At 64.6% G+C, this 24,325-nt stretch carries 26 protein-coding genes and 2 pseudogenes; 13 read left to right on the plus strand and 15 right to left on the minus strand.

The genetic code is table 11. The annotated features are described in order from the left end of the window. Positions 1 to 377 precede the first annotated feature (377 nt). Positions 378 to 836 (minus strand): GNAT family N-acetyltransferase, encoded by a 459-nt coding sequence (locus AC0L3H_RS22730; protein ID WP_091598943.1) that lies wholly within the window; start codon positions 834 to 836, stop codon positions 378 to 380. Between the two features lie 293 nt (positions 837 to 1,129). Here AC0L3H_RS22730 and AC0L3H_RS22735 point away from each other — a divergent pair, with 293 nt between their 5' ends. Beyond that, positions 1,130 to 1,570, plus strand: a complete 441-nt coding sequence (locus AC0L3H_RS22735) for a hypothetical protein (protein WP_473492862.1) — start codon at positions 1,130 to 1,132, stop codon at positions 1,568 to 1,570. Between the two features lie 31 nt (positions 1,571 to 1,601). Here the strand turns inward: AC0L3H_RS22735 and AC0L3H_RS22740 are convergent, their stop codons facing one another. Next, positions 1,602 to 1,805 carry a hypothetical protein gene (locus tag AC0L3H_RS22740; protein WP_473492863.1) on the minus strand — a complete coding sequence of 68 codons (204 nt, stop codon included), beginning with the start codon at positions 1,803 to 1,805 and terminating at the stop codon, positions 1,602 to 1,604. A 39-nt stretch (positions 1,806 to 1,844) separates the two neighbouring features. Next, the gene (locus tag AC0L3H_RS22745; protein WP_473492864.1) at positions 1,845 to 1,970 is read right to left on the minus strand and encodes a hypothetical protein; all 126 of its coding nucleotides are present in this window, start codon (positions 1,968 to 1,970) and stop codon (positions 1,845 to 1,847) included. A 193-nt stretch (positions 1,971 to 2,163) separates the two neighbouring features. Here AC0L3H_RS22745 and AC0L3H_RS22750 point away from each other — a divergent pair, with 193 nt between their 5' ends. Beyond that, complete coding sequence (locus tag AC0L3H_RS22750; RefSeq protein ID WP_287068828.1) at positions 2,164 to 2,466, plus strand: hypothetical protein; 303 nt, start codon at positions 2,164 to 2,166, stop codon at positions 2,464 to 2,466. Positions 2,467 to 2,750: 284 nt separating this feature from the next. Here the strand turns inward: AC0L3H_RS22750 and AC0L3H_RS22755 are convergent, their stop codons facing one another. Beyond that, positions 2,751 to 3,446: an XRE family transcriptional regulator gene (locus tag AC0L3H_RS22755; RefSeq protein ID WP_473586966.1), complete on the minus strand. Its 696-nt coding sequence runs from the start codon at positions 3,444 to 3,446 to the stop codon at positions 2,751 to 2,753. Positions 3,447 to 3,904: 458 nt separating this feature from the next. Here AC0L3H_RS22755 and AC0L3H_RS22760 point away from each other — a divergent pair, with 458 nt between their 5' ends. The 3 genes from AC0L3H_RS22760 to AC0L3H_RS22770 all read left to right on the plus strand — a co-directional run bounded on the left by AC0L3H_RS22760 (position 3,905) and on the right by AC0L3H_RS22770 (position 5,386). Next, a complete protein-coding gene (locus AC0L3H_RS22760; protein ID WP_473586967.1) occupies positions 3,905 to 4,297 on the plus strand; it encodes a hypothetical protein in 393 nt (130 codons plus the stop codon). Positions 4,298 to 4,407: 110 nt separating this feature from the next. Then, positions 4,408 to 5,007, plus strand: a complete 600-nt coding sequence (locus AC0L3H_RS22765) for a DUF6456 domain-containing protein (protein ID WP_473586968.1) — start codon at positions 4,408 to 4,410, stop codon at positions 5,005 to 5,007. A gap of 106 nt (positions 5,008 to 5,113) precedes the next feature. Beyond that, the gene (locus AC0L3H_RS22770; RefSeq protein WP_473586969.1) at positions 5,114 to 5,386 is read left to right on the plus strand and encodes a hypothetical protein; all 273 of its coding nucleotides are present in this window, start codon (positions 5,114 to 5,116) and stop codon (positions 5,384 to 5,386) included. Positions 5,387 to 5,670: 284 nt separating this feature from the next. Here AC0L3H_RS22770 and efp read toward each other — a convergent pair whose 3' ends face one another. Continuing rightward, positions 5,671 to 6,237 carry an elongation factor P gene (gene efp, locus AC0L3H_RS22775; protein ID WP_128170705.1) on the minus strand — a complete coding sequence of 189 codons (567 nt, stop codon included), beginning with the start codon at positions 6,235 to 6,237 and terminating at the stop codon, positions 5,671 to 5,673. A gap of 129 nt (positions 6,238 to 6,366) precedes the next feature. Here efp and epmA point away from each other — a divergent pair, with 129 nt between their 5' ends. Further along, on the plus strand, positions 6,367 to 7,410 hold the full coding sequence (epmA, locus tag AC0L3H_RS22780) for an EF-P lysine aminoacylase EpmA (RefSeq protein WP_473586970.1): 1,044 nt from the start codon (positions 6,367 to 6,369) through the stop codon (positions 7,408 to 7,410). Between the two features lie 3 nt (positions 7,411 to 7,413). Here epmA and AC0L3H_RS22785 read toward each other — a convergent pair whose 3' ends face one another. Next, the gene (locus AC0L3H_RS22785) at positions 7,414 to 7,782 is read right to left on the minus strand and encodes an endonuclease domain-containing protein (protein ID WP_473586971.1); all 369 of its coding nucleotides are present in this window, start codon (positions 7,780 to 7,782) and stop codon (positions 7,414 to 7,416) included. Between the two features lie 116 nt (positions 7,783 to 7,898). Further along, the gene (locus AC0L3H_RS22790; RefSeq protein WP_473586972.1) at positions 7,899 to 8,495 is read right to left on the minus strand and encodes a DUF922 domain-containing Zn-dependent protease; all 597 of its coding nucleotides are present in this window, start codon (positions 8,493 to 8,495) and stop codon (positions 7,899 to 7,901) included. 231 nt (positions 8,496 to 8,726) lie between these two features. On the opposite strand from AC0L3H_RS22790, the gene msuE reads away from it, so the two are divergent. The 5 genes from msuE to AC0L3H_RS22815 are packed head-to-tail and all read left to right on the plus strand — an operon-like array spanning position 8,727 to position 13,409. Continuing rightward, on the plus strand, positions 8,727 to 9,278 hold the full coding sequence (msuE, locus tag AC0L3H_RS22795; protein WP_128170707.1) for an FMN reductase: 552 nt from the start codon (positions 8,727 to 8,729) through the stop codon (positions 9,276 to 9,278). Positions 9,279 to 9,338: 60 nt separating this feature from the next. Further along, on the plus strand, positions 9,339 to 10,703 hold the full coding sequence (locus AC0L3H_RS22800; protein ID WP_473586973.1) for an LLM class flavin-dependent oxidoreductase: 1,365 nt from the start codon (positions 9,339 to 9,341) through the stop codon (positions 10,701 to 10,703). Positions 10,704 to 10,729: 26 nt separating this feature from the next. Beyond that, positions 10,730 to 11,578 (plus strand): ABC transporter permease, encoded by an 849-nt coding sequence (locus AC0L3H_RS22805; protein ID WP_473586974.1) that lies wholly within the window; start codon positions 10,730 to 10,732, stop codon positions 11,576 to 11,578. Positions 11,579 to 11,635: 57 nt separating this feature from the next. Further along, positions 11,636 to 12,634 (plus strand): ABC transporter substrate-binding protein, encoded by a 999-nt coding sequence (locus tag AC0L3H_RS22810; protein WP_473586975.1) that lies wholly within the window; start codon positions 11,636 to 11,638, stop codon positions 12,632 to 12,634. Between the two features lie 13 nt (positions 12,635 to 12,647). Then, entirely contained in the window at positions 12,648 to 13,409 is a 762-nt protein-coding gene (locus tag AC0L3H_RS22815) for an ABC transporter ATP-binding protein (RefSeq protein ID WP_473492880.1), read from the plus strand. A gap of 71 nt (positions 13,410 to 13,480) precedes the next feature. Here AC0L3H_RS22815 and AC0L3H_RS22820 read toward each other — a convergent pair whose 3' ends face one another. From AC0L3H_RS22820 to AC0L3H_RS22835, 4 genes and pseudogenes are all read right to left on the minus strand, one after another. Further along, the gene (locus AC0L3H_RS22820) at positions 13,481 to 15,448 is read right to left on the minus strand and encodes an acyltransferase family protein (RefSeq protein ID WP_473492882.1); all 1,968 of its coding nucleotides are present in this window, start codon (positions 15,446 to 15,448) and stop codon (positions 13,481 to 13,483) included. Positions 15,449 to 15,991: 543 nt separating this feature from the next. Then, entirely contained in the window at positions 15,992 to 16,354 is a 363-nt protein-coding gene (locus AC0L3H_RS22825; RefSeq protein WP_027154285.1) for an SPW repeat protein, read from the minus strand. Between the two features lie 138 nt (positions 16,355 to 16,492). Next, positions 16,493 to 16,713 (minus strand): annotated as a pseudogene (locus AC0L3H_RS22830) (alkylphosphonate utilization protein). 358 nt (positions 16,714 to 17,071) lie between these two features. Further along, positions 17,072 to 17,299: a hypothetical protein gene (locus AC0L3H_RS22835; RefSeq protein WP_091598836.1), complete on the minus strand. Its 228-nt coding sequence runs from the start codon at positions 17,297 to 17,299 to the stop codon at positions 17,072 to 17,074. 176 nt (positions 17,300 to 17,475) lie between these two features. Between AC0L3H_RS22835 and AC0L3H_RS22840 the strand changes: the two genes are divergently transcribed. Together AC0L3H_RS22840 and AC0L3H_RS22845 are read left to right on the plus strand one after the other, a co-directional pair. Beyond that, positions 17,476 to 18,405: a hypothetical protein gene (locus AC0L3H_RS22840; protein ID WP_473586976.1), complete on the plus strand. Its 930-nt coding sequence runs from the start codon at positions 17,476 to 17,478 to the stop codon at positions 18,403 to 18,405. A 140-nt stretch (positions 18,406 to 18,545) separates the two neighbouring features. Next, the gene (locus AC0L3H_RS22845) at positions 18,546 to 20,549 is read left to right on the plus strand and encodes an AI-2E family transporter (protein WP_473586977.1); all 2,004 of its coding nucleotides are present in this window, start codon (positions 18,546 to 18,548) and stop codon (positions 20,547 to 20,549) included. Positions 20,550 to 20,807: 258 nt separating this feature from the next. On the opposite strand, the gene AC0L3H_RS22850 is transcribed toward AC0L3H_RS22845, so the two are convergent. From AC0L3H_RS22850 to AC0L3H_RS22865, 4 genes and pseudogenes are all read right to left on the minus strand, one after another. Beyond that, complete coding sequence (locus AC0L3H_RS22850) at positions 20,808 to 21,737, minus strand: phosphatidate cytidylyltransferase (RefSeq protein WP_473517207.1); 930 nt, start codon at positions 21,735 to 21,737, stop codon at positions 20,808 to 20,810. 165 nt (positions 21,738 to 21,902) lie between these two features. Beyond that, positions 21,903 to 22,559, minus strand: a pseudogene (locus tag AC0L3H_RS22855) (lysophospholipid acyltransferase family protein); the annotation flags it as partial. 8 nt (positions 22,560 to 22,567) lie between these two features. Continuing rightward, complete coding sequence (locus tag AC0L3H_RS22860; RefSeq protein ID WP_027154291.1) at positions 22,568 to 22,996, minus strand: hypothetical protein; 429 nt, start codon at positions 22,994 to 22,996, stop codon at positions 22,568 to 22,570. Then, entirely contained in the window at positions 22,993 to 24,324 is a 1,332-nt protein-coding gene (locus AC0L3H_RS22865) for a phosphatase PAP2/dual specificity phosphatase family protein (protein WP_473586978.1), read from the minus strand. Before AC0L3H_RS22865 ends, AC0L3H_RS22860 begins: the two co-directional genes overlap by 4 nt. Position 24,325: the final 1 nt, after the last annotated feature.

The following is a 24,325-nucleotide window of genomic DNA, read 5'->3' on the forward strand; positions in this document are numbered from 1 at the left end:
GCTGCGTCTTGGTGTGTCCTTGCCGGGGGGGGCGGGGGGCCCCCCCCCCCGCCCCCCGCGCCGCGGGGCCCCCCCCCCCCCCCGGGGGGGGGGGGGGGGGGGCCCCCCCCCCCCCCGGAGAGGGGGCTTTCGTAGGGCGCAGTCCCCCTCTCCGTCTCGGCTTCGCCGAGCCACCTCTCCCCCACTTTCGTGGGGGCGAGGAACCCAAGCTGGAATGAATCGCGATCCTCCCCCTTCTGCCCCGCCGGGCATCTCCCCTGCAAGGGGAGATCGGCAGCTTCGCCGGCGACACCTACCCCGGAATGTTTGAGAGCCCGGCAGGCGGACGAGGGGCGGCGCCGACTTCAAACGATTGGCCTGACGGCAGGTGCCGCGACCTACAACCCCATCTTGTAGCCGAGATGGCTGGCGGTGAAACCGAGGCCCTCGTAGAAAGCGTGCGCCTTCTGTCGGCTCTTGTCGGTCGTGAGCTGAACGAAGCTGCAGTTGTGCGAGCGGCATTCTTCAACCGCCCATTCGATCATCTGCTTGCCGACGCCGCGAGACCGCCATTGCCGCGCGACGCGAACGCCTTCGATCTGGCCGCGCCAGGCACCTCTCCTGGATATACCCGGAATGAAGCTGAGCTGCAGGGTTCCAATCACTTGCCCGGCTTCGACAGCCACGGCCAGCAGTTGGTTGGGATCGGCATCGATCGCGCTGAAGGCATCGAGATAGGACGGCGCGAGCGGCGTCGACGCGTCTTCGCGACCAGCGCCAAGCGCATCGTCGGCAAGCAGCGCGACGATCGCCGGCAGGTCGGGCGCTTGCGCGCGACGGAATTTGATCTCGCTCATCGAGTGGGAGACATACGGCGCGGGCTTGGTGACGGCAAGTGCGGGTTGAGCGGCGGCGTCCTTGCGCATGACCATCTCGAGGACGGCGAGCTTTGCGCAAGAACTGTCTGTTCTCGGACACGACGGTTCAAATCTAACGGCTTCTGACGAGATTCTTAAGAAGAAGAGGCATAGAAGACTGCGCGCATTCGCCAAATGGGGTTGCCTTGGTCAATCGATCCGTCATCGCCAGCGTCGTGCTAACAGCGGCCATTTTAGTGGGGATGCCTGCAACGGCGGCAGCCGGTGCATCGTTGAAACCAAAAGACGGGCAGGCCGGCACCTGGACGGTCGAAGGTGAGTGCAAGCGCCTTGTCGCCCGCAACGAGAAGCTCGCTTGCACTGGTGAGGTCACGCGGACGAAATTCTCCGATGGGACAATTACTTTCAGGTTTTCCGACGGTGAGAACTGGCTGGTCTTTCGCACGAAGGAGGCGACGGCCCGGCTGTGGCAAGGCTACAAAACCATTCTCGACGTCGATGGCGTTGCCTTCGGCCCAGTCGGCAGCGCGCCTGAATTCATTACCAGAATAGCGGGTGCGGGATGCTCGTATGGGGCTCCTTACTTCGGCCAGGCCAATATAGATTGCAGGGCCGTTGTCGATTTCCGGATGTGGGCTGCGGCGGTCAACACGGACGGGCGGCTGCCGGTGCCGGATAGCGAATATATTCCGCCAACGCGATCCGCACCGTAGCTGTCATTCGCAGGTTTCGCCGACTTCCAGCTTACGCCGCCTGCCGTGACCAGAGGCGGTGGCCGTAGCGGCGGAAGAAGCGCGCCAGCAGAAGCTGCTGCCTGGCGCGGGCGAGATCGGCGCCGCGCCTTTCCTGGCGCCAGCGCGGCATGTTGCGATAACAGGCAATGAAGCGGGCGGCGTCCTCGAGCGCCTCCTCCGCCGACTGCCCCGGGCCGATCGCCGCCAGGAACAAGGCCTCGCCGAGCTTCAGCCGGTCGACCAGCGCCTTGCGCTAGCCATGGCCGAGGCGCGCCCGGCCTATGCCGTCGCGGCGGATAGCGGCGAAGGCGGCGAGCATGGCCGGGCTGTCGCCGGTATAGCCGCAGTCGCGGGCGAACTGGGCGGAGAGGGCGTCCATCTTCGTCTCCTTGGCTGGCGGCGGCGCGACGGAGACCCGGTCCCGTCGCCCATTCATCTGGGATGTCGTATATAAGCATAACTCAAAAAATGGCACAAGTTAAACTTTTGCATGGGTTGAGCGGAACCGACTCGACTCTTCGGGAAAAACCCCTAATGTTGTGAACAAAACAGGAACTGAGGCATCAGGGACGATGGCATTGCCGGGCAAGGAAGCAACGATCGCCGAGGTCGTCTCGATCGCGGTCGAGTGTATCGATTGCGGTCGAAACAGATGGTGGAAGCCGGCCGAGCTGAGGCGTTTCGGGGTGACCGCGCAGACGCCGCTGGCGGCGCTGTCGGGGCGGCTTCGCTGCTCGGCCTGTCGCGCCGATGGCCTGCCGGGCGCGGCGGTCTCGATCCAGGCGGCGTTCATCAATGAGCGGCAGCAGCGCCGCGCCGAGGCCCGGATGCTTGGCGAGCGCGAGGTTCCGCTGGAGAGATCCAGGCGGGCTTGATGGCGCCCGCTTGCGGGCAGGGGAATCGCATGGGAAGCCGAGGCTTCAAGGCTTTCACTCTACGATGTACCCCCACCCCTAGCCCCTCCCCACAAGGGGGAGGGAGACTCCGTTGGCGCTGACCTCGGCAGATTGCCTGACTCGGCGCTAAGGGAAGTAAAGGCGCGGCAGCATTCCCTCCCCCTTGTGAGGAGGGTTAGGGTGGGGGTCCTCTTCGCAAGAATCCCTATTGCCCCTGCCGGCGATGCCGTTGCGGGGAGAAGGAGCGCTCCGCCGCCGCCGCCCTAGTAACCCAGCAGTTCCTTGAGCGGGATGACGCGCCAGACGTGTTTTATCGCGTAGCGGTTGAAGGTCAGCGACTTCGGCGGATTGTACTGCTCGACGACCAACTCGGCAGCGGTCCGCTTGACCAGCTTTTTGAGGAAGGCCTTGCCGTTGCGCTCGTTTTCCTCGGGAAACATCTCGATCACCACGTGGTCGCCGGGCACAGCGTCGCGGCCGCCGCAATAGAGCATCTCGCCGGGCTCGTAGCGCGGCACCATCGAGTCGGAGAGCACGTGTAGCGCGAACACCTTGCGCAGATGGGCGATGCCGGGCGGGCGCTGGACATAGCCGGCGACCTCGCCGTTGAAGGTGAAGTCGCCGTCGTCGCCGCCGACCGCGGCACCCAGAAGCTCGATGTCCATCGGGCCGGCGGGCAGGGGGGCGGCGTCGGTGACGATCTCGGCGTCGGCGACATTGTCGGCGCCGTCGAGGAAGACGACCTCGCCCTTGCCGAGCGCCACCGGGTCGACGCGCAGGAAGGCGGCGGTCTTCAAAAGGTTCTCGGTTTTCGGCAGGTTGCGGCCGGTTTCCCAATTGCCGACAGCGGCGACGTCGGTGTCGTTGTGCTCGGCAATATGGCGCATCACCAGGCCGCGCTGCTTGCGCGCCTTGCGGATCGCCGCCCCGACCTTGATCGACAATGAGGTTTTCGCCATGGCGCCATCTGAAACATAAGAATCGGTTTCGTCCATGAAAGAATGGCTTGCATATTTTTTGAGTTATGCTTATTTATAGCCATGCACAAGCCACGCCCCATCTCGTTTTCCCATCCGTCCCGGCTGTCCTCCTCCCCGGCCGGGATGAAGCCCGAGGCTCGCGCCTCGGATTCGGTCGCCCTGCCGTCAGCGGCGGCGACCGGAACGGCCGGAGCCGTCCCCTCACGGCTCCGGCCCCGAATTTCGGCGCGTGCAATGCGGACCTTTCGTGCATCCGCACCGAGGCGGCACGGTCATCGTCTTCGACCGCCGCACGGGCAGGGCGGTTTCCCCTTGGAGAGGTAATCGGCGACGCCGCGCCGCCCCTCACCTGCCTGCCGGCATGCTCTCCCCGTGAACGGGGAGAGGAGGCAGCTTCGGCATCTACGCAACCCTTTCGGTCTCGATGGAAGAACAACATGCCCGCCTATACCGACACAAAATTGCAAAGCATCGCCCGCACGCCGGCCAGGCTGGCGCCGCCGGTCTGGCTGCCGCAGCGCCCGTTGATGCGCGAGATCCACGGGCCCGACGGCGAGGCCCTCAAGCTGCCGTCGCCGCGCCCCGCTGCCACCGTCGGACGCCAGCCGCATGTCGCGGCCATGCGCTTCATCGACTGCCTGTTCAACCGCTGCCGCGCACCGCTCGACCTGACGCTCGAGCAAAATCCCGAAAACGACGCGCCCGGCGGCCGGCCGGCACTGGCGATGCTGTGCTGCGGCTTGCGCACGCGGCCGCTGAAAAGCTACTGCGCCTATCACGCGGCGCGGTTCTGCGACCATCGCCGTACGGCTCTCGCGGACGCAGCGTGAGCGGCATCGGTCGAGAGTCTTCTCGCCAAGCACGGCGGCCCGGTTCCTCGCCCCTGCTGCGCGGAGGAGCCCAGGTTCTGCGAAGGCAGCAATGAAACGAGGAGCCACAGATGAGCAAGAAGACCGCCCAAAAGGCCAAGCCGCCCAAATTACCCACTGATGAGGCCGAGCAGGTGCGTATCCGCACGCAGGTCGGCCATGATTTCGCGCTGAAGGACGATGCCTTCGGCCGCAAGCGGCTGGCGACCGGCACGCTGGAGGCGAGGCGCGTCTATGAGGTGTCCAATAGCGGCCACACCGCGACCGGCGGGATCGTGCGCGTGCGCAACGTCGACCCGCTGACCGGCATCACCTCGCTGTCGCGCCAGCAGCGCGAGGCGGGCATGCGCTACCGCGAGGATTTTCGCGTCTCGGCACAGGACGGCGTCAAGCCGATGGCGCTGATCGAGCGCGTCGACGGCGGACGCATCGGCGGCGGCGTTGCCGACCGTATCCTGTCCGCCGGCCGCGCCTATGCCGACGCCACCAGGGCGCTTGCGCATTGGGAGGTGTCGGTCGTGGTGCAAAAAGTCTGCTGCGCCGGCGAAACGGTAAAAAGCCTGGCCGAACAGACCGGTGAGCCGCGGGATGTGCTTTCGAAACTGCTCAAGATCGGGCTGGACTTGCTGGCGGTGCATTACGGCATGATGCTGATGCGGCGGCCGCGGTGAAGGGGCAAACGGGGCGTTTGGCAATGCGTTTTGGCCAGCGTCCTCCAATTGAAGGGCGCGGGTTTCCCGACGGCCTGTTACGCTGCGCCATTGCTGGTAGATCACAATGCCAAAGATGCCGCAAAACGCTCATTTCGCAGATACGGCGCCGACGTCTTCGGCGCTGACCGCGTATGACGAGCACTGCATGCTGACTTATATCCGGCTGCTCGATGCTTCGGCGGACGGCGCCGATTGGCGTGAGGTCGCTCACGGCGTCCTGCACATTGACCCTGAGCAGGAGCCGGAGCGGGCATTCTGCGCCTGGGCGACGCATCTGGCACGTGCCCGCTGGATGACCGGGGTTCGTGTCGATCGGCATGATCGTGGCACGGAATGACGCCGGAGATTTTTCGTGGAACTGCCATCCCAATCTGACCGTTTAGACAGGAGACCAACTGGGAAGCGCCCGATGAACTCTTGGCAAATCAACACCTTGGAGGCCTGCTGCCTGCTTGCCGTCCCGCTGTCGATGATCCTTACGGTTCTGGTGGCGGGTTTCATCCTTGGCTGAATCTGCACTGTCCAGTGAAGGAGGCGGCACGCATGACGGCACCGGCCTGAGTTGCGCCTAGGCATTCATCGCGCGCGACACCTTCAGCGACGACAAAATGATCCTGCCTCTCAGTCCTTGGCGCGCTCCACATAGGCGCCATCGGCCGTCATCACCACCACGCGGGTGCCGGCGGTGATGTGCGGCGGAACCAGCGTGCGCACGCCGTTGGACAGCGTCGCCGGCTTGTAGGATGAGGACGCCGTTTGGCCCTTGGTCACCGGCTCGGTCTCGACCACCTCGAAGGTGGCGCGCTGCGGCAGCACCAGCGAGATGGCGATGCCGTTGTACTGCGAAATCTGCACCGCCATGCCTTCCTTGAGATAGGGCGCCATCTCGCCGACCACGCTTTCCGGCACCGCGACCTGGTCATAGCTTTCCGGGTTCATGAAATGATAGCCTTCGGCGTCGTGGTAGAGGAAGGTATGCTCGCGCTCCTCGACATAGGCGCGCTCGACCTGCTCGGTGGTGCGGTAGCGCTCCGAGACCTTCACCCCGTCGGAGATGCGGCGCATGTCGAGTTGGGTCACCGGCGTGCCCTTGCCCGGATGGATGTTTTCGGCAAAGAGGATCACATAGAGCTTGCCGTCCTTTTCGACGACATTGCCTTTGCGTAGGGAACTGGCGATGACCTTCACGGGCTTTATTCCTAACAGCGTTGACTGGCCTGGGAGCGCCGACCGGCGCAAATCGGCTGCGGGAGCCGTTCGCTGCGGCCTAGCGCATCTTGGCGGCAATCGCCAGTCCTCGATGCAAATCCTGTCGCCATGACCGCCGCCTCGCCCTGGTGGACGCCTGATGTTCACGCCGACCGGCGGCCGCGGTTGATCCTGCGCAACGCCATCACCGCGGCAGTGCGCGACTGGTTTGCCCGCCGCGACTTCGTCGAAGTCGAGACCGCGGCGCTGCAGGTCTCGCCCGGCAACGAGGCGCATCTGTCGGCCTTCGCCACCGAGGCGATCGGCCCGGATGGGCGGCGCCAGCCGCTCTATTTGCACACCTCGCCGGAATTCGCCTGCAAGAAGCTGCTCGCCGCCGGCGAGAAACGCATCTTCAGCCTGAGTGCCGTCTATCGCAGCCGCGAGCGCGGCCCGTTGCACCATCCGTCCTTCACCATGCTCGAATGGTACCGGGCCGATGAGACCTACGACAGCCTGATGCAGGATTGCGCCGGGCTTGTCGCGCTGGCCGCCGAGCGCGCCGGCACGAAACGCTTCGCCTTTCGCGGCCGCGAGGCCGATCCGTTCGCCGAGCCGGAACGGTTGAGCGTCGCCGAGGCTTTTATCCGCTATGCCGGTATCGATCTGTTGGTCACGGTCGCCGCCGACGGCAGCACCGATCGCGAGGCGCTGCATGCGGCTCTGGTCCAGGCGGGCTTGCGCACCGCGCCCGACGACAATTGGGCCGATCTGTTCAGTCGGGTGATGGTGGAAAAGATCGAGCCGGCGCTGGGGCAGGGGCGCGCCACGATTCTTTACGGCTATCCGATTTCGGAGGCCGCCCTTGCCCGGCCGGGCGCCGATGACCCGAGGACCGCCGAACGCTTCGAACTCTATTGCTGCGGCGTCGAGCTGGCCAATGCGTTCGGCGAGCTGACCGATGCCGACGAGCAGCGCCGGCGCTTCATCCTCGAAATGGACGAGAAGCAGCGCATCTACGGCGAACGCTATCCGATCGACGAGGATTTCCTCGCCGCACTGGCCATCATGCCGCAGGCAAGCGGCGCCGCACTCGGCTTCGACCGGCTGGTGATGCTGGCGACGGGGGCGGGCAGGGTCGAGGATGTGATGTGGACGCCGGTGGCGGGGTGAAAGTCAGCGCCTGTCCGCATCGGCCTCGATGATTATGTGCTGGCAGACATTGTCGATATCGCGAATGACGTCGTCGTTCCAGAAGCGCAGGATGGTCCAGCCGCTGCTCTTCAAATAAGTGCTGCGTGCTGCATCGCGCTGCGCGTGTTCAGTGTTCGCGTGCTGGCTGCCATCGGCCTCGACGACTAGGCGGTGTGTCGGACAGGCAAAGTCAACAATGTAGGGTCCGATTGGCGCTTGCCGGCGAAAGCTCAGCCCCATCAATCGATGGGCGCGAAGCTCGTTCCATAGTTTCAACTCGGCGTCGGTCATCACACGACGCATCGATTTTGCGTTCTTGCGCTGATGCGGCGGAACGAGATCGTGACCCATCAGACACCCTCGCTTTGGAGATTAGCGACGTCATGGATGACGGCGGATCTCCCCCGCAAGGGGGGAGATTGGCCGTCATCAACGCCTTCGCCAGCCTTGCTGCGGTTTCCATCCCCCTACCGCCCCATCAGCAAAGCGACGATCAGCCGCTGCAGATTGCCGCGCGGGGCGAATTCTACCCGGTCGAAATCGCGGCTTGCCTGCCGCTGCGCCTGGGAGAGTTCGGCAAGCCGCCTGGTCATTTCGGTCCTGATCTTGCTGCAGCCGGGATCGTCAGGGACGGACAGGCCGATGGTCGCCGTCTCGATCTTGCGGACCATGTCGAAGATGATGTCGCCATGCACCTTTTCGTGGGCGGCAAGGCCAGCGGCAAAAACGTCCCAGCTCTTCTGCACGGCGGCCGGAATTGGCCCGGACGCTTTGGGCAAGGTATAGGTTATGATGAGTTTTGGGCGCGCCGACACCAGCACGCAGGCATTGCCTTGCCGCTGGTAGTCCCTGACCCAGGTTAGCTTGAAATTGGTATAGGCCATGGCGCGGACCCTGCTTTTGCCGATCGTCGGCCCGCGTTCGCCCATCGAGGCATGGAGCTGGGGACCGGTCTGCCCTGAAACGGCGTAGGTCTCAACCTTCTCGACCGGCTTCCAGCCCGCCTGCGCCGGCGACGCCAGCAAAATGGCCAGGAGCAGATACTTCAGAACGGCTGTTTTCATGCGAATCCTCCGGGGCGATGCCTTTGGTGTGAAATCATCAACGCATGGCCGGAATGCGGTCAAGGCGCCCTTGCCGAACTCGCCGTTCGCATTTCGCGTCGAAAGAACCAATCAACGGCGATGTGCCGCAAACTCCATCCGCTTGGTGGGTTCGTTTTGAAATCTTCTTTCTCATTAAACTCTATAAACTTAGTAGAGTTAGCGCACACAAGCGTTTTGCGAGGAGCCAAAATGTCTAAAAATCTGGTGGTGGGGCTGTCGGGCAACCTGACCCGTCCGTCGAAGACCAAGGCGTTCATCAGCCACATCGTTGCGGAGGTGGCGAGCAGCACCGGTGCAGCCTCGACCGTTTTCGACATCGAGGATCTCGGTCGGTCGTTTCCGCTGGCAAGGCGCATTGGCGATCTGGATCCATCGGCCAGGAACATCGTCGAGCGATTGCTGGGCGCCGACGTCCTGGTGGTTGGCTCGCCGACTTTCAAAGGCAGCTACACCGGGCTTTTCAAGCATTTCTTCGACCTGCTCGACCCGTCATCCCTGCGGGGAAAGCCGGTCATCCTTGCTGCAACCGGCGGCGGCGATCGTCATTCGCTGGTGGTCGAACATCAGCTGCGGCCGCTGTTCGGCTTCTTCGAGGCGCTGACCCTGCCGACCGCGATCTACGCCTCCGACAAGGACTTCGCCAACGGCGTGCTGGTGTCCGAAGCCATCCATGCGCGCGCCAGGCAAGCGGTCGCCGAAGCATGCCGGGCGGTGCCACGCAGCGTCGGTCTTGCCGCCTGAACACGCCACCGGCCCCAGTGTCCTCAATCCGCTTCCCGCACAGCTCAGAAGGAGCCCGCAATGACCAGACCCAGCAAGTCGAGGCAGATCAAGCTTGGTGCTTTCCTGCCCGGTGGCGGACAGCATATCGCAGCCTGGCGCCATCCTGACGCGCCGACCGACGGCGCGACGAATTTCGAGTTCCACAGGCAGCTCGCGCTGACCGCCGAGCGCGGCCTGTTCGACGCCTATTTTCTCGCCGACAATCTGACCGTCGGCCTCGGCGCCCGCGAAGGCGGCAATGCCAAGATCGCCGGGTTCGAGCCGGTGACGCTGTTCGCCGCATTGGCGCCGCTCACCACCCATCTAGGCTTCATCGCCACCGCCTCGACCACCTATGAGGAGCCCTATACGCTCGCCCGCAAGTTCGCCTCGCTCGACCTGCTGTCGAACGGCCGGGCCGGCTGGAATGTCGTGACCTCGGCGGGTGACGAGACCGCGCGCAATTTCAATCGCGAGACGCAGCCTGCCCACGCCGAGCGTTATGCCCGCGCGCATGAACATGTCGAGACGGTCAAGGCGCTGTGGGACAGTTGGGAAGACGATGCCTTCATCCGCGACAAGAAGTCGGGGCGCTTCTACGACAAGGACAAGCTTCACGACATCGACCACAAGGGCCGGCATTTCAGCGTCAAAGGCCCGCTCAATGTGCCGCGACCGGTGCAGGGCCATCCGGTGGTGGTTCAGGCCGGGCAGTCGGAGGACGGACGCAAGCTCGCCGCCCAGTCGGCTGAGGTCATCTTCACCGCCCATCAGAACCTGGCCTCGGCGCAAGAATTCTACCGCGACATCAAGGCGCGCGTGGCGGCGGTCGGCCGCGATCCCGGGCAGGTGCTGATCATGCCGGGCGTAGCCCCCTTCGTCGGCCGCACCGAAGAGGAAGCCCGCGCCAAGCACCAGCAGCTGAACGAGCTGATCCTGCCCGAGGATGGCGTGGCCCTGCTCAATGGGCTAGCCGGCCAGACGCTCGACATCAGGGGTTACCCGCTCGACGGACCGCTGCCGCCGAGCCGGGAAACCGAAGGCATGAAGAGCCGCCAGGCGCTGATCCGCCAGATTGCCGACGAGCACAACTTCACCATCCGCCAGCTCTACCAGTGGGTGGCGACGGCCCGCGGCCACTACACCGTGATCGGCAGCGCGGCGCAGGTTGCCGATCAGCTGGAGGAATGGTTCGGCAACGACGCCGCCGACGGCTTCAACATCCTGCCGCCGTGGCTGCCCGGCGCGCTCGACGACTTCGTCGACCTGGTGATCCCCGAGCTGCAGCGTCGCGGCCTGTTCCGCACCGCCTACGAAGGCAGGACGCTGCGCGAGAATCTCGGCCTCAGGCGGCCGGAAAACCCCTGGACCGCCGCCCGCTCCAAGGTGCTGGCCGCCGAATAGATTCTCTTGAAGCAAAGGGCAAGACGATGAGTTTGCAACACATCGAGCAGCGGGTGACGATCGATGCACATGACGGCAGAACCGGCCTTGGCGCCGATTTCCCGCGCCTGGCCAACCGCACTGTGATCCGCTTCCTGTCCCGCTACGGCATCCTGATCGGCTTCCTCGCGATCTGGCAGGTGTCGAGCAGCGCGGGATGGGTCAACGCCGCGGTGCTGCCGCCGGTCGACACGATCGTCTCCGCACTGTGGAATGGTCTGGCCGGCGGCACCTTGCTTGGCGACATCGCCATCAGCCTGCAGCGCGCCGGCCTCGCCTTCGCGGCGGCGGTGGCGGTTGCCATCCCGCTTGGTCTGTTCATGGGCCAGGTGCGCGCCGTCGAAACCGCGCTTGACCCGATCCTGCAGGTTTTCCGGCAGACCTCGGCGCTGGCGCTCTATCCGGTGTTCATCCTGCTGCTCGGGCTGGGGGAGGCATCAAAGGTCTTCGTCATCTTCTGGGCGACGCTGTTTCCGCTGCTGCTCAACACCATCAGCGGCGTCAAGCAAGTCGATCCGAAACTGCTCGAGATGGCCCGGGTCTACGGCGCCACGCGGCTCACCGCGTTTCGCCGGGTCGTGCTTCCGGGGGCCGTCCCTTCGATCTTCGTCGGCTTGAGGCTGAGTGCGACCACGGCGCTCTTGTTGCTGATCGCATCCGAGATGATCGGCGCCAACAAGGGCGTCGGCTTCCAGGTGATGAACGCGCAGTACAACTTCCAGATCCCGCTGATGTTTGCAGCGATCGTCATCCTTGCCGGCCTCGGCCTGATCGCCAACCAGGCGCTGGTCAGCCTGCAGCGGCGGCTCTGCCGCTGGAGCAATCCCATCGACTGAACAGCTTTCAACCATCCTCTCCAACAGGCCCCATCCTCCAACACGAAAGTCCGGACCATGCCAATCACTCGCCGTTCCCTGCTTGCGAGCGCTCCCTTTGCCGCCGGCATCGTCGCCACCGGCCTGCCTCGCTTCGCCGTTGCGCAAGCCGCGCCGGTCACGTTGCGCTACCTCGCCAGCCGTGGCAGCATCTCGCCGCATGAGCTGGCGGACGCGCTCGGCTATTTCAAGGACGTCGGCGTCAAGCTTGAGAATGTCGGCTACTCCAGCGGCGGCCCGGAATCGCTGTTCGCGCTCGCCTCCGGCAGCGTCGATCTCGGCTCGGCCGCAACCGCTGCGGTGATCAATTCGATCTCCGGCGGCAACGACTTCGTCGCTGCCTATCCAAGCAACGGCATCAACGGCCAAGTGCGCAGCGTCTTCTACGTGCTGGAAGACAGCCCGATCAAATCGATCGCCGACATCGCCGGCAAGACCATTGCGGTCAACACGCTCGGCGCCCATCTCGACTACACCGTGCGCGAGGCGCTGCACGGCGTCGGCCTGCCGCCTGATGCCGCCAACCTCGTCGTTGTGCCCGGGCCGCAGCTTGAACAGACCTTGCGGTCACGCCAGGTCGATATCGCGGCACTGGGCTACTGGCAGGCGACGTTTGCCGGCGCGCTGGTCGACAAGGGCGGTGTGCGCGGCGTGTTCAACGACACCGACGTGCTGGGCGAACTGGCCGGCGGCTTCATTGTCCTGCGCCGCGACTTCATCGCAGCGCATCCGGACGGCGCCCGCAATTTCGTCGAACAGTCGACCCGCGCCGCCGACTGGTCGCGCCAGAACCCGAACGAGGCGCGCAAGGTGCTTGCGGAGATTTTCGATAAACGCGGCGAAAATGGCGAGCTGGCGCGCTACTGGACCGGCTTCGGCCTGCGCGAAGGGGCGAAGGTCGACGACCGCGACATAGACTTCTGGGTCGGCGTGCTCGAGCGCGACGGCCGGCTGCCCAAGGGCAGGCTGAAAGCCGCGGATATTCTTTACGGGCGCCGCGAAACGAAAACCAATTGATCGGGAGACGGCCATGGCCAGCACAAGCGGCGGCGAGGTCACGATACGCGACCTCTCCAAATCCTTCACCCTCGGCGGGCGCCCGCTTGCCGTGCTGAGGGCGCTCAACCTCGATATCCGCTCCGGCGAATGTCTCGTCATCGTCGGCGCCAGCGGATCGGGCAAGACCACGCTGCTGCGCATCCTTGCCGGTCTTGAGGCCGCCGACAGCGGCGGTGTCGCGATAGACGGCAGGCCGGTCCATGGCGTCGGCGCCGAGCGCGCGGTCATCTTCCAGGAACCGCGCCTGCTGCCCTGGCTGACGGTGCTCGGCAACGTCGCCTTTGGCCTCGAAGTGCGGGGCGTGCCCAAGGCGGAGGCCGAGGACAAGGCCCGCTTCTATACCGCGCTCGTCGGCCTGGCCGAATTCAGCGATGCCTATCCCAGGCAGCTTTCGGGCGGCATGGCACAGCGCGTCGGCATTGCCCGGGCCTTGACCGTGCAACCTGAAATCCTGCTGCTCGACGAGCCGCTAGGCGCGCTCGACGCCATGACCAAGATCGGCATGCAGGAGGAACTGGCGCGCATCTGGAGCGAGGAGAACGTCACCATGGTCATGGTTACCCATGATCTGGAAGAAGCGATCTATCTCGCCGACAGGGTGCTGATCCTGCCCAAGGAGAAGGGCGGCACAGCGCGGCTGGTCGAGGTTGAACTGCCGCGCCCCCGCGATCGCAGCGAGAGCCGGTTCGTGCGCTACCGCGAAGAACTGCTGCGCGAGTTTGGCTTGCACTGAGACTGGGGGCACTGAGACTGCGAGCACTGAGACTGCACCGAGACGCTGGTGAAAGGCGCGTCTTGCGCGCCTTACTTCCCGGCCGCCCCGGTCGAGAACAGCGCGCGCTCGACCGTCGGCTCCAGCGTTTGCGCAAAGGGCGTCGCCATGTGGTGGCGGTCGCGATAGGCCAGCTTGCCGTCGATGAAGACATGGCAGGTTTTGGCGTCGCAGAACCGGTCGGTCATGTCGATGTAGGTCGCGTTGGGGACGGCGCGCACGATGTCACGCTCCACCGCGGCCATGGCGTCGTTGGCGGCGTCGGTTCGCGGCGCGTCACATACCGATGGCGTCTGTCCACGCCACAGCGCGCGGGCCACGCAGGTGTCGACAAACAGGGTGTTGAACGGCACATCGCGGATGAAAGCGACTTTCAGCCCGGCCTGGCTGAACGCCTCCAGCGTTGCGCGCAGGCCGCCCTGCCAGTCCTGATCGAGGCTTTCGGATTGCCGGGCGTCGGGCGACAGTTTGCGCGAACTGGTCAGCGAGATCTCCGAGATCACCACCAGGCTCGGGCGCAGGGCGATGATCTCCTTGATCGATTGCTCGCGCCATTGATCGCACTCGGTGTAGTCGCGCTTCAGCTTCGAGCTCCAGACCGTCAGCCGCGACGCCCGGCAGGCGGCTTTGAGCCAGGTGACGACCTTGTAGTCGTTTCTCTTCGCCGCCTCGATCAGCGGCGTCGACCAGTGATCGGCATGCGAATCGCCGAACAGCGCGATCGAGTGCTCGGCATTCTTGGCGCCGAACTCACAGGCCTTCGGCGTCACGGTCTCGTAGTCGACAACGCAGCCTACCTTGGCGCGCGCGGTGGAGGGCTGCGCGGCAGTTTCGGCAATGATGCGTTGCGAGGGGTCGAGGCCGTCCACGGCAAGGCGCGCATTGGCGTAAGTCGCCACGACGCCGGCGCCGGTCAGCATTGCGGCGGGGATTAGTGCGCGCGCCGCGTTCGCCATCAGCCAGCCATTGCGACGGATCGGGTTTTCGATGAAATTATAGGTGAAGAGCGACAGCGCCAGCGTCAATGCCGCGCAGGCAAGCCGCCCGGGCCAGGACAGGTCGGGCACCATCATCGTCGCATAGACGATGACCGGCCAGTGCCAGAGATAGAGCGAGTAGGAAAGTTTCCCCAGCCATTGCATGGGCGGCAGCGCCAGCATGGCGCTCGGCCCTCTTTGGACATTGCCGGAGCCGCTGAGCAAAAGGAGCACGGTGCCGGCCACCGGCACCACCGCCGCGAAGCCGGGGAAGGGGGTGTCCTGCTCGCTGAAGGTCAGATAGGCACCGGCGATCAGCGCCAGGCCAAGCCATGCCAGTGCTGCGCCCAGTTGCGGGCGCTCTCGCCAGAATTTTGCCGGCGCCATCGTCGCCAGACCGCCGGCGGCGAACTCCCAGGCCCTGAGCGGCGAGAAATAGAAGGCCCAGGGCTGCGCCACAGTGGTGAGCCAGGCGCAGACGGCGAACGACACCGCGCCGGTGAGGCCGATCACCAGGATCGCCGTGCGCTTGCCCGGGCGCAGCCATGCCGCCAGCAGAAGCAGCCCCGGCCATACGAAATAAAACTGCTCCTCGACCGAGAGCGACCAGAAGTGGATGAAGGGGTTGTTCGCCGCGTCGGGGGCGAAATAGTCGAACGACCAGCGTATCAGCCAGAAATTGATCGCATAGGCCGAGGCGAACATGGCGCCTTTCGAATAGAGCGACTGTTCGTCCGGCGACAGGATGAAGTAGCCGGCGACCAGCGTGGCGAAGATAACGAACAGCGAGGCCGGCAGCAGGCGCCGGGCGCGCCTTGCATAGAACCGCCACAGGTCCAGCCTGCCGTCCTCGGCGATTTCCCGCAGCAACTGGCCGGTGATCAGGTAGCCGGAGATGACGAAGAAGATGTCGACGCCAGTGAAGCCGCCGGGCAGGTCCGACAGACCAAAATGGAACGCGACGACGCCGGACACCGCTAACGCACGCAGCCCTTCGATATCAGGCCGAAACGATGCTGACACGGCAAAACCCTCGCGAAGTCGTTGAAAAGCCACCCGTGCGAAGACTCGACGCAATGCATTGATATTGCAATGCAACAAATCTAACGCAGTGCAACATAAGTGGAAGTTTGCCGGGTGCAGCGCGGCATGCTCGTCGGCGTGTCCTAAGCGAACGCCGCGCCAGCGCTGCCATCCGCATCCGCGGCGGCGGTTTTTGGGCGGCCAGATTTTGGAGCACAAAAAGACAATTTGGCCGGGATACGGCGGGCGGGAGGCGTGCGAATTTGACTGGCGTCCGCTCTGTCTGTTCGTTTTAGCCGCATTTCTGCAACGCCAAATGATTCCACCAGGCTGCAAAAATACTCTAGCGGGCCCGATCTCAGGCTTTAGAAGGAGCCCGCCGCTCGCGCGCCGCGCTCCTCCCCTTAAAGCGCCTCGCCTTCGAAAGGAAATCGACGCGCTTTAAGTCTTTGTTTCTGTGCCTGTCGTTACCCCAAAACCGCTACGCGCCCTCGGTCAGGTCCGAGGGCATGCTTTTGGGCGACATGCATCAGTTGTCACCGATCACGCATGCGCTGGCGGATGATGACGGGAGTCCCAGACTGCCCAGGCCGATGCCGCAACCACCAGCACGCCGAGGACAACGTGGGTCGCCATTGCGTTGGCGTTTGCCACGAAGCCGAGCAGCCAGGGCGAGGCGATCAGCCAGAGCCCGACGACAAGGTTCACCCACTCTTCCCATTCGGCGAATACTGAAAGCGCCGCGAGAGCCAGGGCGCCGAGCAAGATCGCGGCAATCCAGGCGTTCCAGGCAGCAGTGGTTTCAGCAGCGAAGCCGACAACCCAAGGTGAGATGAACAGGCATGCCGCTAGGATCAGGTTGATCCAATCCTGAGGCTTCTTTCCTTCCATCAGATCGTTTGCCATGACAACCTCCACAGATGAAGCTTGACCAAAGCACTACGTCGCGTGCAACGCACGCTTAGTCATTGATATATCGCACTTTCGGCGGCTTTCAAGGAGTGGCTCCGGGGCGGCCGGTTACGCACCGAGTGCCGGGCGCGATTACGCCTTTTTCAGGAACTCGGTCTTCAGCACCAAGCCCTGACCTGCTTGGTGCTGCACTCGATCTCACCGGGATTGCCGGTGAGGCGGATGTTCTTGACCAGCGTGCCGCGCTTGATCGTCTCCGACGTGCCCTTGACCTTCAAATCCTTGATCAGGGTGACGGAATCGCCCTCGTTCAACTGGGTGCCGTTGCTGTCTCTTACGATCGCGTCCGTCATATCAGGGTCTTTCATCGAAGCCGGACAACGGACTATCCGGCGGATGGCGGCAAGGTCAAGCGTGGTGGCAAACTGTGCCATCTCTGGCGCGTGAAGCGGGCAGGGCACCCGCGCTGCTCATGTCAAGTGGCCGCATCGCCCGTCGAAGTCGGCGATGCCTCGTGGTTGAAGCCGACTTCACAGGAACGTGGAGGATTATAGGCTGGCGCGCCGCCGGCTAAGCCTGTCGATCAAGTGGCCTGTCGAACAAGTGACTTGTCGAAAAGGTGACCTGTCGAAATGCGGACCCGTCGATCGCGGACACCGCAAGCGGCATACGGCCGGTTAAAGATTGAGCCCCACAACGGATGGAGGGACTCTAGAAATTGAAATAGATCGCCGGCGGATACAGACTGGATCCATTGTTGTCGGCTGGCGCCGCCGTCGCATCAGACGACGTGATCCCGCTGGTGGACTTGTTGTCGAGCGGCGGCCGGTTTTTCTCGGCAGTCGCCGCTTTGGTATCGGTGGCAACGGCTTTCGTCTTGGCCTCCACGGCTTGCGACAGCGCGAGCACGGCAAGAAGTGCAGACAGGGCAAGTTTCATGACGAGGTCCCTCCATGGTTAACGTAAGGTTAACCGCGGCCGCCGGCCCGAACACGGCCGCCGTGTGGAAGGACGTGGAATTCTCCGGAATTTCTGGAATATTAGCTTGTGGAAAAGTATAGTGTGAGCAGGTGCCGGCGCGTGCTATCCTCGCGGCGGCATAAGGGGCGGGTAGGATGGCACAGCATATCGCGCAGAAATTGCGGCTGACCGCGGCCGTGCTGGGGACCGTCACCCGCAAGGACCTTGCGGCGGCGTTCCGGGGCGTCAACCCGAAGACGGCGTTCGACCTCGGCCGCGCCGATAAATGGCTGCAGGGGCGCTCCCAGCCACGCGAGTTCAGCGTTTACGACGACTGGACGAAGCTGCTCAAGCTGGAGCAGACCGGCGCCTGGATCGCCGAGAGCGACCTGCCAGGTTTTACCGCGGCGATCTGTGCCCGCCACGGCATCGACAGGGCCGAACTGGAGCGCCGCGCCAATGCGCATTTCGAAACCGCTGCCGGGCATGAGGAGCGAAGCCTTGGATTGGCCCTTGCCGGAACCTACGCCTGTTATTCGCGCGCCTTGTCGCCCTATTATCGCGGCCAGCTGATCAGGGGCAGCCTGTCGATTGAGGTCGGGCCGGGGGCGAACGGCCTGACCGCCGCCTATCGCGAGGCCTTTCCGACCGGGCAGCTGCTGCTCGGTGGGCAGATGACGTCGGCAAAACGCGGGCTTTATGCGCATCTGAAGGAAGCCAGCGGCGAAGCGCAATTCTTCTTGTGCCTGTTTCCGCACTCGCGGCCGGGAAGCGTGCTTGGCGGTTATTTGTGCGGCACCACCATCATCGGCCCGGAGCCGCAGCCGTCGCTGACCCGGATCCTGATGGTCCGCTTGCGCAATCCGGCGCCCCGGCCATGGGGCGGATATCTGCCGCCCGACGGATCGATCGCCGCCGATCTGGCATCGCTTGGCCTGTCCGTCGAGCAGACGGAAGCGGTTGACCGGCAGCTGGCGCAATTCCTCGTCGGAGACAGCGACGGCGGCGCCAGCCAGATCCCGCCGGCCGAGTTCCGCGCCATCGTCGACGTGTTCGACCGTCATTGGCTGAGCTATTCCGCCTGACACCGGGCCGTCTGACCCTCGGGCTAAGCGAGAGACGAAGACCGCTTGTCGCTCGCGCGGGGCTCGCTGGCACGAAGGTGGGGACGTTGCATGCCGGCTCAATATGCCTGATCATGGCCATGGCGGGATGGAGGCATCAAGTGGCGGCCAATCGGCGAAACGGCATGCATCCGTCGGAGCCCGGGCTGGTGGGCGTTGTTTCCGCTGCCATGGCCCTGCCGCGCATGTCGCTGCCCACCGTCGCGACCGTCGTGGCGGCGGTTGCGGCCCTGTATTTCGGGCGCGAGGTTTTCCTGCCGATCGCAATCGCTCTGTTGCTGACCTTTGCGCTTGCACCCTTGGTTTCGGCACTCAAACGGGTCGGCATTCCGCGTCTTCCTGCGGTCATCGCCAGTGTGCTGGGCGCATTCACCGTCCTTGCGCTGTTCTCCTTCATTGTCGCCACGCAGGTCAGCGAACTGGCGCAGAACATCCCGCTTTACCAGTCAAATATCCTGACCAAAGTCCGATCCCTGAAGGAGACCGGCGTCGGCGGCGGCGTCATCGCCAGGCTGAGCGAGGCGATCGAACGCGTTGGCCAGGAACTCGACAGGCAGGAAACCTCACCGCCCGCCGCGGATCAGCCACGGCGCGAGCCGGTGCCAGTCGAGATCATCGCACGCGAAAGGCCGATTCAGGTTCTGCAGAACCTGATCGGCCCGCTGATCAGCCCGCTGGCATCGGCCGGCCTGATCGTCGTCGTCGTCATATTCATGCTGCTTGAGCGCGAGGACCTGCGCGATCGTTTCATACGCCTCGTCGGCTACGGCGACCTTCATCGGACCACCGAGGCGCTCCAGGAAGCGGGCAAGCGGGTCGGCCGATATCTGCTCATGCAATTGGTCGTGAATATCGTCTATGCCATACCGGTTACAGCAGGGCTTTGGGTACTCGGCATACCCAATGCACTGCTGTGGGGATTGCTGGCGCTGGCGCTGCGCTTTGTTCCCTATATCGGCCCGATCATTGGTGCGCTGCTGCCGCTGTTCCTGGCGCTTGCCGTGGCGCCCGGCTGGTCGCTCGTGCTGTGGACCGCCGGGCTGTTCGTGGCCATGGAAATGATCACCGGCAACGTCGTCGAACCGTGGCTCTACGGTTCACGAACGGGGCTTTCGCCATTGGCCATCATCGTCGCGGCGATCTTCTGGACCTGGCTGTGGGGCCCGCTGGGCCTGGTCCTGTCGACGCCGCTCACAGTCTGCCTCGTCGTGCTCGGCAGGCACGTGCCGCAGTTCGAATTCCTCGACGTCCTGTTCGGCAACGAACCGGTGCTCGAACCCCACGCCCGGCTCTACCAACGGCTGCTGGCCGGCGATCCAGAGGAAGCCACGGATCACGCCGAGGAGATGCTGGAGGAAAAATACCTGTTCGAATTCTATGACAAGGTCGCCATTGCCGCGCTGCTGCTCGGCGAGCAGGATCGTGTGCGCGGCGTCATGGGCGATGAGCAAAGACGGCGGGTGGCGGCCAGCGCGCTGATGCTGGTGGCGAACCTCGACGACAGCGCACGGGAGGAAGCAGAGGAGGACGGTGATCCGGCCACAGTCGAGCCTGCCACGGCGGACAAGTACAAGGACAGGGACAAGCAGGCCCAAGCGGAGGGCGAGGACGACACTGAGCTGCCGGATGGCACGGACATGTCGGTGCTGTGTGCCGGCGGCCGCGGCGAACTCGACGATGCCGCCGCCGCAATGCTGGCGCAGGTGCTCGAAGTGCAAGGGGCAACGGTCTCGAAGGCGAGCTTTGCCGATATGGATCCGACTGGCATTCGCCGGCTCGAGCTCGACGCGGTCGATACCGTTGTGGTCGGATTCCTGAACCGTGACTCGGTCAAGCACGCCCGTTTCCTTGTTCGTCGGCTGAAACGTGCCAAGTCGGCGCTGCGGGTAGGGATCGTGTTCTGGTCGAATGACGGCGACGATAAAGTGGCAGCCGTCGAAATGGCCAATGACCTCAACGCCGATTTTGTGGCGTTTGGCATGGTCGAAGCCGTTCTGGGCGCGTTGTCGACCGATCCGCCGGTGGCGCTGAAACTCGCTGCCAAGCGCCGCATGCGCCGCCGGCCGCGCCCGGCCAGGAAGGCGCCGCTTGCCGCTGCAAAGTAAGAGACCGTTTGGAAACTCTACTCCGGCGGCCATCTGATGGCGTTTTCTGCGCTTCCGGTGCTCACGGACCAGCGCATGACCCCGGAAACCTTCGGTTTCCGGAAAGGATCATGCGCCAACCAAAGTGTTAGAGCGTCCTTTGCGCGTCCAATGGACGCGCGGCGCTCTAATGTCCGCTGCGCCCCGGTTCTCGAAACCACCACCATATGACTCGCCGGAGCGACTTTCGAAACAGCCTCTGAGGTCGTAGCATCGCTCTCACGTCCAGAAATAGCGCACCGTGTGAAAGAAAACCGGGGCGGCGAAGACCAGGCTGTCGGCGCGGTCCATCATGCCGCCATGGCCCTCGATCAGATGGCCCCAGTCCTTTACCCCCTGGTCGCGCTTGATGGCGGAGGCGACCAGCCCGCCGAGGAAGCCCATCAGGCAGGCGATGAAGGCGACACCCGCCGCCTGCAGCGGCGAAAACGGCGTCAGGAACGACAGCAGCGCGCCAAGCAGGCTCGACGTCGCCAGCCCGCCGACCAGCCCTTCCCAGGTCTTCGACGGCGAAACCTTCGGCGACATCAGGTGCCTGCCGAACAGCTTGCCGAAGATGTATTGCAGCACGTCGCTGCCTTGCACGGTGATGATCAGGAAAGCGACCAGCAACAAGTTGCGGCCTTCGAAGCCGGGCACGTCGAGCGTCAGCAGCGCCGGCACGTGGCTGACGCAGTAGACCGAGATCATGACCGCCCATTGCTGCGCCGAGATGCGCTCGAGAAAGCGCTCGGTGTCGCCGTGCAGCGCGGTGATCGCCGGCATCAGCAGGAAACAGTAGACCGGGATGAAGATGGTGAACAGCCCGTACCAGGCAGTCCACACCAGCCAGTACTGGAACGGGATGATGATGCCGAACATGCCGAGCAGCACCCAATGGTCGCTGCGACGGCTGTGCGTCAGCGTCACGAATTCGCGCAGTGCGGCAAACGAGATCAGCGCGAACAGGATGGTCATGCCGGCGCGGCCAAAGAAGAAGGCAACGGTGATCGCCACCACCATCACCCACCAGGCGTTGATGCGCTGGTTGAGATTGACCAGCGTCGAGGACAGCGGCTTCGGCGCGCGCCACGACAGGATGCCGGCGACCAGGCTTGCCGTGGTCAGCACCGCAGTTAGGCCGACAACCATGATAAGGGTCTCGTGCATTGGCATGTTGTTCTAGTCGTCTCTTGGAGCATCGTGTCTTGCAGCATCGTGCCGGATACCGGATCCGGCACGATCTCCAGCTCTTCGGTCTCTCCGCTCTTTGGGCTCGACGCTGTTTTGGTCGCATGATGTTCTTTGGAAAACCGGATTCCACTTTTCCGCATCATGCGTTAGCGGGCGGGGGTTCAGCGCCAGCAGTGTTTGGCGGGCGCGGTCGAGAAAGGCGCGGCGTTCCTCGCCGGGCGCAATGGCGATCGGCGCGCCGAAGACCACCCGGCAGAGCAGCGGCACCGGCACGAACTGGCCCTTGGGCAGCACCCGCGACATGTTCTCGATCCAGCACGGGATGAGTTCGACGTCGGGCCGCGCCATCGACAGATTGTAGAGGCCGGAGCGGAACGGCAGCAGCGGCTGGTCGGTCATGTTGCGCGTGCCCTCGGGGAAGATGATCAGCGAATGACCTTCGTCGAGCACCGACAGCATGATCGAGATCGGGTTCTGCGCCTCGTCCGTCCACTGCCGGTGGATGAGCACCGAGGACAGCATGTCCTGCGCGATGAACCGGCGCAGCCGCGATTTTCCCCAATAGTCGGCGGCAGCGACGGCATGGGTGCGGGCGCGCTGCTTCTCGCTGAGGCAGGCCGACAGCAGGATGAAATCGCCGTGGCTGGCATGATTGGCGAAGTAGATGCGCTGCCGGTTCGACGGCTGGCTGCCGTTCCAGATCGGCCGCACGCCGGTCACCGCCCAGGCCAGCGCCGACAGGCCGACCGACGTCACGGTCTGCAGCAGGGTGAAGCTCCTTGTGCCGAGCTTGCTCATCGTCGGGCTCAGAAAGACAAGGCGACGAGCGACGCCGCGACGAACAGGCCGAGCGCGATGCGCTGCTTCATCAGCAGGCGTTGCGTGCCCGCGATGCGCCGGTCGAGCGAGCGGATGCCGGCTGCTGCCGGTTTTACGCGCATGCGCGCCAGCACGTCGTCGACCGAGGCACCGCCGGCGGCCTCGCTGATGTGGCTCGCCATCAGCCAGAACAGCAATGCGTCGAAGGCAAGCAGGGCCGAGACGGCGAGAGTGACCACGCCGCTCGCTGCCGCGACCAGCCAGGCCGCTGCCGCCAGCGTGGTCGCCTGCGGCTGCGCTGCCACGGCAATGACCGGCGCGGCCGCCAATGCGGCCAGCACCAAAAACAGCGGCCACACCGCCTGCGTCATCAGCCCGGCGGCGAACGCTTCGGCCTTGTCTCGATGGGCACTCATGCCGGCTGGTCCACGTGAAGATGTACCGGCCGGCCCGCGGTGGCGAGCTTGGTTCGCGCCTGCGCCGGCGTTGGCGAGCGGCCGGTGGCAACCAGCCATGCGGCGACGGCGCCGGCGCTGCGCTGGAAGCCGAGCGCACAGCAGACAAGCACAGTGCCGTGGCTGCGCGCGTCCTCGATCGCCGCCACCGCTTGCGCCTGCGCCTCGGGCGAGGGCGGCAAAAGATCGACCATGGCGACAGCCGTCCAGCGGCAGGCGACGCCGCGCGGCCGCTCCAACTCGCCGGCAAGGTCGATCACCGTGCCGAATGCGCCAGCCTCGGCGACGGTGGGAAAGCGGCCGAGGAAGACACCGTCGCCAATGGCGACATGCGGCGGCAGCTTGCGCGTCCATATCCATGCATTGATCCTGGCGCCAAGCCGGTGGGGCAGCAGCAAGACACGGCTGGCTAGCGAGACGCTGCCGTCGGCCGTTTTCTGGAACACTTTGGCGCCGGCTCCGGCATAGGCGAAGGCAACGATGGCCAGCGCCAGCGCCGGCCACAGCAGGATGAGCCACAGCGCCGAAACGAAGGCGCCGGCAGCGGCGCCGGCCAGCGCCAGCGCTGCGACCAGCGCGTAGAACAGCGCCAGCCGCCGCGCGCCGGCGTCAGCGGTCAGCCGGAAGCCGGCGAACGGCAATTCGCCGTGGCGCGGAAACAGCCACAAGGCGAAAAAGCCGAGCAAAGCGCCGGTCGGGATATCGATGACATGGTGCTGCCACGTCGTCAGCACCGAGGCGCCGATCAGCAGACACCAGGCATTCCAGACGACGCCGGCCATGCTTTTCAGCCGATCGCGCCAATGATCCCAGATGATGACCAGCAGCGCGATGTGCAGCGACGGCGCCTGGTTGAACGGCTTGTCGAAGCCGCCGAGCACCGCGAACATGAAGCCTGGCAGGCCCGATGTCTGCGGCCGCACAAAGGTCGCCGTCAGCGGGAACAGGATGAAACAGGCGACGGCGACGATCTGCGCCGTGAGATAGCGGCCGGCGAGACGATCGACGCCGCGCTTGGTATCGTTGAGCAGCAGCGACAGGCCGTAGAACAGGTTGATCGACCAGTAGGGCACGATCGTCCAGGCGATGAACGGGATGTCGCGCTCCCAGGTGAAGACGATGCTGCCGACATCGTCGCGCTGCGACGCCAACCAGTTGGCGAAGCCGTAGCTCGCGTAGAAGAACGGCGCCAGGAATGCGAGCCACAACGCCGCGCGCAGCACGATGCCGGCGTACGGCTCGCGCGCAGGGGCAGAAAGGGCGGCAGGGCCAAGGACAGGCAAGACCATG

It is taken from the genome of Mesorhizobium sp. WSM4816 (genome assembly GCF_055811535.1).